The organism is Trinickia sp. (assembly GCF_051961175.1).
Taxonomy (GTDB): Bacteria; Pseudomonadota; Gammaproteobacteria; order Burkholderiales; family Burkholderiaceae; genus Trinickia.
Window position 1 is genome coordinate 1 of sequence record NZ_JBQCDN010000167.1, and the last position, 6,882, is coordinate 6,882.

Below are 6,882 nucleotides of genomic sequence, written 5' to 3' on the forward strand. Positions count from 1 at the left end.
CGTTCGGGCCGGTCGCGCTGATCGCGTTGCGTGTCGCCATCGCTTCGTGCTTCCTCGTACCGATGCTGGCCGCACGCGGCGAGTTGCGCGCGCTGCGCACCGGCTGGCCGCATTTGCTTGTCCTCGGTGCGATGAACTCCGCGGTCCCGCTGTGCCTGTTCGCCTATGCCGAACTCACGCTCACGGCAGGCTTCGCCTCCGTGCTCAATGCGGCGGCGCCGCTGTTCGCCGCCATCGTCGCATTCGCATGGCACGGCGAGCGGCTGTCGCCGCTGCGCGTGTTCGGGCTGGCCATCGGCTTTGCGGGCGTGGTGGTGTTGGTGGGCGGCTCGTCGGTCATCGGCGATGCGCGAGGCGGCTTGGCCGTGGCGGCCGCGCTGTCCGCCACCGCGCTATACGGCATTGCGAGCAGCTACACCAAACGCTTTTTGGCCGGCGTGCCGCCGCTCGCGGTCGCGACGGGAAGCCAACTGGCCGCCGCGGTCATGCTCTTCCCGCTCGCATTCCTGGCGTGGCCCGCGCGCACGCCCACCGGCAGCGTATGGCTATGCGTGGCCGGCTTGGGTATTGCGTGTACCGGCATCGCCTACATCCTGTTTTACCGCCTCGTCGCGAACGTCGGACCGGTACGCACGGCATCGGTCAGTTTCCTCATTCCGTTGTTCGGCGTACTGTGGGGCATGGTGTTTCTCGGCGAACGGTTGAGCGTCGATATGGCAACCGGATGCGCTGTGATTATGCTGGGGACTTCGTTGTCGACTGGCGTACTTGGGCCGCGTAAGCGGGTAGATACCGCTGCGCGTGGGCCGGCGGAACATACGGCGTACGACAGGTCGAGCGTCTAAGGCGTCGGGCACTTATCCGAAAACGTGAGCGTAATGGAGGTTGATGACTGGTTGCTCACCGTATAGCGGAGCGGCGCCTTATCGTCGCCTTCCTCGCTATCGCTTATGACAGAAAATATCTCCGAGGATCCATCGCTGTCGTTCGGCACCCCGATCTCCAGGTATCGTTCGTCGCCCAGAATTTGTCCGGCGGGCTGATAGGTGAGCGTCAGCCCCATGTCGTCGTCATAGACGATCGCGCCTTCGTTAGCGTATGTCGCTCCGACATAAGCGGCTTGCCCAGCCCGCAACACATAGCGGTCCTGGCGAACGCCGTCGACTACCAAGATCATGTCGTCAAAATTCGAATCTTTTTCGATGGCGATCGAGCCCTTCGCATCGTTAACGATCCGCGCGCAGTTCTTGATAGCAGACATACTCTTCTTCCTTTTTTGATAGCTTGATTCAGGCGCTCGCCCGTGGCGTGACGAACCGCAATCGACACGACTCCCCGCTACATCCAGTGGGATGTGATCCCCGGAAACAGAGTGGAGGCAACGCCAACTTACCGCAAATCGAGCGATTGGATGACGGCGAAAGGATAGAGTTTGATTGCGCGGAGCGCGTCGCAGACATTGCCTCCCAAGATTTGGAAAACATCGAGAAGCATGTTCGCAACCGACAGCGGGCGCCCATCGGCCGCGAGCCGATCGTCAGCCAGCCATCATGCGACCGGAGTACGTGCCTCCGCGGCCGTAGAACACAAACACGTCCCCGCTCAGCGCGCTCTGATCGAACATTGGACCGACCAGCATCGAAAGCGAATCGATCGACTTGCGCATGTCGATCGGCTCGGCGGCGCTGTACAGTTTCTCCCAGCACGATCACTTGATGTTCAACGCCTATTTCGAGGCGGATGCGTGCAACCGGCCCGAAGGAACGCGCCTGGTGCTGCGCTACATGCATCACTTCCAGTGACACGCTGATCAAGAGAGTGCGCCATACCGGGGCTGCAGTCGAGTCTGCGGATATGGCGCACGGTGACTCAAAGCCGAACGATCTAACGTCTCGTCGCACGCTTGAGTGTCTGCGATGGCGTTTCGCCGAAGAGCTGCTTGTAGTCGTTGGAAAAGCGGCCGAGATGCGAAAATCCCCAGTTCATCACGATAGACGAAACGTTGCGCTCCGAGCAGTCCGAGAGAGATCTGGTCGCGCTCCATCGATTCGAACAGGGCCTTGAAGTTGCCTTCGCCAAAACCTTCGCGGTAGTTGCCCTTGCGCTCGGCGAACTCGAAGAACACCGGCCCCAGCAGCGGCTCCGAGAAGATCTGCAGCAGCAGGCGCGGGTTGCCGCCTTCGGTCGTGCCGTCGACCACGATGGTTGAAGAAACCTGGAATCTGTTTGATGCGGCCGACCGCTATTGCGCGGGTGCTGCAACATCGAGCGCCTGAACTTCGATCTCAACGCCGACTCCGAACGCCAGTTGCGCCTGAACCAGGCTTCTGACCGGGTAGCAACCTTCGTCGAAATACCCCCGGTAGACCTCGTTGAACGCTGCGAAGTTGGCTAGGTCACTGAGCCAGACGTTCACCTTCACAACTTTGTCGAGCGAACTGCCAAGTTCCTGTAGCGTCTTTGAGATGCTCCTGAGCACGGCATGAGTCTGCTCTGCGATCGACCCGGAATGTGGGCGTTGTGCATCATCGAACGGGATCTGGCCAGAAAGTAGCAAGAAGCCGGGTACCCGAACTGCGGCGGAGAACGGCATTGCCGCGGGAGCTGGGTAGAAAACGGGGTAGGCGGTCATGGATGGATTGCTCCAAAGTTTCAAGATATTGATGCCGGTATCGGTGTCATCGCTGACCTTCTCCCGAGGAGGCGGTAACGGTCCCAGCGATAGGGCGAAAGGTCGAGGGCAGGCTCCCGGCCGCGGATGAGATCAGCCACGATGCGAGCTGAACCGCATGCCATCGTCCACCCCATGGCGCCATGCCCGCAGTTGAGCCATAAATTCGAATGCTCCGCCGCCCCAAGGAACGGCAGGTTATCCGGCGTCATGGGTCTTTGCCCGACCCACCTGGACGGTTTGGCGTCGCGGATTTCGGGATACACCTCGCACGCAAACGCTTCGAGCGCACGAAACCGCTCCTCCACCTTGACGCTTCCAGGAACCCCGATGTCGGCAAAGCCAGTGAACCGCACCGTCTCTTCACCGAAGGCCGCCCACGCCACCTTATGCGGAATCGAAACGGCGCCCACACGCGGACGCGACGGCGAGGCGACCCGATACGAGATCGAGTAACCAGTGACTGGGTAAATCGGCAGGGTGTAGCCCGCCGAGGCGAGAAGTTGCCGCGAGGACAAACCTGCGGTCACCACGACGGCATCGGCCTTGAAGGAGCCTCGATCTGTCTCGACGCCCGAGACTGTGTTCCCGCTGATATCGAGGCGAATCACCTTTTCGCCGAAACGCGCCGTGGCTCCGAGTTGGACAGCCTTTCCAAGGGCCGCCGTTGCATAGCGAGCAGCATCGCCAGTGCCATCGTTCGGACAGAACACGGCTCTTGCAAACTTCACCGTCGCGGCGTGCAGAATCGGTTCGCAGTTCAGCAACCCGTCGTGATCCAGGCTCTCGAAAGCCTCTCCTGCGGCGCTTAGCAGGGCTTCATCGTATGGCCCCGGCTTGTCGCTCTCCCCATACAAGTACAGGATGCCATCATGGCGACCGCCATAGTCATCGAGCGGAATGTCACTTGCTCCAAACTGCAAGTCGCGCGAGTAGGCCGCAAGCGCGAGCGCTGCTTTTGAGTTCGAAAGCCAGCGTTCTCGCGTGCCTTCACGCGCGAAGAGCGCTCCCCAGCGCAATAGTGAGGGCGTCCAAGGCGGACAGATGCTGATGCCGTCGCCCAGCCCCAATAGCGATTTGAGCGCGACACCGGCGACCCCGGGCTCGGCCCAGCTAAAACAATGCCCTGGCGATATCAAACCCGCGTTGGCATGGCTGGCGCCACGGGCAGCCTCGGCAGCACCATCAAAGATATGAACTTCGTGCCCTTCCCGCGAGAGCGCGAGCGCAGTCACCGTCCCTGCTATACCGGCACCGACGACCACAATTCTCATATCAGTAAGTCCCCATGAAAACGTATACTCCTACGCGCAAACCCGCAATTTCGAGGTGCAGCACAGCACCTTAGCATATTTTGCGTTTACGCAAAATTCTCGGCGATGTTCCCCTGCTATTTCCGCAGCAACGAGAAACGGGGATACCTCGCACAACATAACCGTGCAGCAAGGATGGACGTTTCGTGAAGGCAAGGCCAGACAACGAGAAACAACCGGGCGCGTCGCTGACGCCAGTAGAGTTGGGGCAACGCTTGCGTACCGCTAGAAAGCGGCTCGGCTGGACACTGACGCAGCTCGCTGAAAAATGCGGCGTCTCGATCACGACAATTTCTCGAGCCGAGCGCGGCCACCTTGCGCTTGGGTACGAAAACCTCACTGCTCTGGGCCGAGCACTGGAGATTGACCTCAGCTCCCTGTTCTCGCGCGGCACCGGCGAAGTAGAACCGGCCGAAGGGCCGGTCGTGACGAGAGCGGGCGAAGGCGTTGCGTACCGTGGTCTATCTTTTACATACGAGTTTCTCGCCTCCGGCGTTCCCGGAAAGCCATTTGAACCCGTCCTGGGAACGGTACACGCACGCGAGTTCAGTGGCCCGCAAGACTACGCCAGGCACGCCGGCCATGAGTTCGTCTACGTACTGACGGGCGAGATCGACGTGTACTTCGAAACGGGTGAAAGGGTTTCGCTCTGCAAAGGAGACACCCTCTACTTCGACAGCCGCATCGGACACGCCTACGTAACAGTGAGCAAACAACTAGCGAAAGTAGTGGGCGTCATCACCGACGAAAGTGACCACATGGCGTTTGCACGCCAGGGCCACTCCCAAAGCCTGTCCTAATGCATCTCCATTTATCAGTCCCCGACGTAGGCACCGACAGCGCAAGCGCCACCCTCTAATCACAAAATTTGCGTATCCGCGACATGCCGAAATTCCGGCGGGCAGAGGTGTTTACCATTATTTGCGTATACGCAAAAAACGCGTCCAATCCACTCCTCGGACTGGTCCCAGCGAGCCACCTCAGTTCAACGGCACATGTGCGGAGTCTCGGCCGAACGCTCAACGTAACCGCGAAAGCCTTAACGCTATCGTGACCAGCGCTGCAGCCGTTCCGATCCAGGTCATTCGCGCCCGGATACCAGTCACGTCCTCTGATCAAATCCGAACCGTAACGGAGCCACCGCACGCTATGAAGCCAAAGGACTCGAAACTACTCAGCACCCGCCAGTTGTCTTTCATGGCATTGGGTATGGCCATCGGAGTTGGGCTCTTCCTAGGCTCCGCGTCCGCCATTAAGGCCGCCGGTCCCGGCGTGCTCGCCGCGTATTTTGCCTGCGGCGGCGTCATCTTCCTGATCATGCGCGCTTTGGGAGAATTGACGGTTCGCGATCCGTCGCGCGGATCCTTCGCAGCATATGCCCATCAGTATCTTGGTCCCTTTTCCGGATACCTCGTCGGCTGGAACTACTGGATCACGATGGTTGGCGTCGGCATCGCTGAATCCACCGCCGTTGCGGTCTACATGAAGATGTGGTTTCCCGATGTACCCCAGTGGATCTGGGTCTTCAGCGCGATTGCAAGTATTGGGCTATTGAATCTTCTCGCGGTGAAAGTATACGGCGAGATCGAATTCTGGTTCTCGCTCGTCAAGGTCGTCGCGATTCTTGCCTTGATCGGCTGCGGCACGACGATCATTGTGTTCGGTTGGGGAAATCACGGCGTGCCATTGGGCTTGTCGAATCTCTGGAACCATGGCGGCTGGTTTCCGCACGGAGTCACCGGATTGCTAAATGCAATCCCGATTGTCGCCTATTCATTCGCCGGGATCGAGATGATTGCGATCGCATCCGCCGAAGCCCGTGATCCCCAGAAGACCATCCCACGCTCGATTAACTCTGTCATTTGGCGCATCCTGTTCTTCTACGTGCTCGCTCTTGGCGTGATCCTCGCCATCTATCCGTGGGACCAGATTGGTGTGAATGGCAGCCCATTCGTAGTGACGTTCGAGCGCATCGGTATCTCGCAAGCAGCAGGAATCATCAATTTCGTTATCTTGACTGCTGCGCTCTCAAGCTTCAACTGCATTCTCTTTAGCGGCGCACGTATCCTGAGAAATCTTGCGCTGCAGGATCAGGCGCCAAGTGTGTTCAGCCCGCTCTTCTCGAACGGAATTCCCGGCCGCGCCGTCATCGCGACTTTGGTCTGCACGGCTCTGGGCGTCGTTCTCAACTACGTGGTCCCGGATCAGGCCTTCGGCGCAATGATGTCGATCCTAGCGTTCAACGTCGTGTTCAATTGGGTATTCATTGTTCTCACGCACATCGGCTATCGACGCATCGTCCCCAGCTCTGATAGGAAAACTGGATTCATCTTGCCGGCTGCGAATTTATCCGCGGTAGTCTCGTTGGTCTTCTGCGGCTTCGTTCTGTACATGCTCGGCGCGGATCCGGAGTCTCGTATCTCGATCTACGCTGGCGCAACATGGACGATACTTGCCGCGGGTGCGTACTACGTGCGATCGCACGCTCGTCGCGGTGCAGGCGTGGGGATTGGTGCCGATGGTCAACTGAAATCCTCGCAAGAATCACAGTAAGGAACGCGAAGGTCCTAGCACCCTCCTTCAACAGTTGTTGGGTCACCGGTTGCCAGGCTTTCTCGCTGCGCCGGCAGACCGCCCACATGCCTGCGCCGTGGAGATCACGGAGCAGGCATGTCGACCGTGGCAGAAGCCGCCGCGGGAAGAGCGGCCTAGTGAGTACTCCCCGCATGCACCTCCGTCGCAACGATGTACTTCAACACCTCGTCCGTCCGCCCACCCGACACGAGTTGTTCCGCCGTCTTGTACTCGAACTCCGACAGCGGTTCGTTCCGATACCAGAACAGCGCCTGCTTCACGCAGCCGTGAATATCCGTCGCCGCGCGAATCACGCGCAACGCC

At 59.5% G+C, this 6,882-nt stretch carries 7 protein-coding genes and 4 pseudogenes; 4 read left to right on the forward strand and 7 right to left on the reverse strand.

The window, feature by feature from the left end; genetic code table 11:
• On the forward strand, positions 1–845 hold an 845-nt coding region (locus tag ACTHL0_RS09645), incomplete at its 5' end, for a DMT family transporter (RefSeq protein WP_440566508.1).
• On the opposite strand, the gene ACTHL0_RS09650 is transcribed toward ACTHL0_RS09645, so the two are convergent.
• Complete coding sequence (locus tag ACTHL0_RS09650) at positions 842–1,261, reverse strand: hypothetical protein (RefSeq protein WP_440566509.1); 420 nt, start codon at positions 1,259–1,261, stop codon at positions 842–844. The two genes, ACTHL0_RS09645 and ACTHL0_RS09650, sit on opposite strands and share 4 nt — an antisense overlap.
• A gap of 276 nt (positions 1,262–1,537) precedes the next feature.
• Positions 1,538–1,666 carry an IS66 family insertion sequence element accessory protein TnpB gene (gene tnpB / locus ACTHL0_RS09655; RefSeq protein WP_440566510.1) on the reverse strand — a complete coding sequence of 43 codons (129 nt, stop codon included), beginning with the start codon at positions 1,664–1,666 and terminating at the stop codon, positions 1,538–1,540.
• 1 nt (position 1,667) lies between these two features.
• On the opposite strand from tnpB, the pseudogene ACTHL0_RS09660 reads away from it, so the two are divergent.
• Positions 1,668–1,802: pseudogene (locus tag ACTHL0_RS09660) on the forward strand (phenol degradation protein meta); the annotation flags it as partial.
• An 82-nt stretch (positions 1,803–1,884) separates the two neighbouring features.
• Here ACTHL0_RS09660 and ACTHL0_RS09665 read toward each other — a convergent pair.
• From ACTHL0_RS09665 to ACTHL0_RS09680, 4 genes and pseudogenes are all read right to left on the reverse strand, one after another.
• Positions 1,885–2,025 (reverse strand): annotated as a pseudogene (locus tag ACTHL0_RS09665) (helix-turn-helix domain-containing protein); the annotation flags it as partial.
• Positions 2,006–2,203 (reverse strand): annotated as a pseudogene (locus ACTHL0_RS09670) (4-hydroxyphenylpyruvate dioxygenase); the annotation flags it as partial. The pseudogenes ACTHL0_RS09670 and ACTHL0_RS09665, both read right to left, overlap by 20 nt.
• A 39-nt stretch (positions 2,204–2,242) precedes the next feature.
• Complete coding sequence (locus tag ACTHL0_RS09675) at positions 2,243–2,632, reverse strand: RidA family protein (protein ID WP_440566511.1); 390 nt, start codon at positions 2,630–2,632, stop codon at positions 2,243–2,245.
• A 20-nt stretch (positions 2,633–2,652) separates the two neighbouring features.
• Positions 2,653–3,945, reverse strand: coding sequence for an FAD-dependent oxidoreductase (locus tag ACTHL0_RS09680; protein ID WP_440566512.1), 1,293 nt, complete (start codon positions 3,943–3,945; stop codon positions 2,653–2,655).
• A gap of 185 nt (positions 3,946–4,130) precedes the next feature.
• Between ACTHL0_RS09680 and ACTHL0_RS09685 the strand changes: the two genes are divergently transcribed.
• The gene (locus tag ACTHL0_RS09685) at positions 4,131–4,784 is read left to right on the forward strand and encodes a helix-turn-helix domain-containing protein (RefSeq protein ID WP_440566513.1); all 654 of its coding nucleotides are present in this window, start codon (positions 4,131–4,133) and stop codon (positions 4,782–4,784) included.
• Between the two features lie 349 nt (positions 4,785–5,133).
• Positions 5,134–6,537 (forward strand): amino acid permease, encoded by a 1,404-nt coding sequence (locus tag ACTHL0_RS09690; RefSeq protein ID WP_440566514.1) that lies wholly within the window; start codon positions 5,134–5,136, stop codon positions 6,535–6,537.
• A gap of 155 nt (positions 6,538–6,692) precedes the next feature.
• Here the strand turns inward: ACTHL0_RS09690 and ACTHL0_RS09695 are convergent.
• A pseudogene (locus tag ACTHL0_RS09695) lies at positions 6,693–6,882 on the reverse strand (DUF2384 domain-containing protein); the annotation flags it as partial.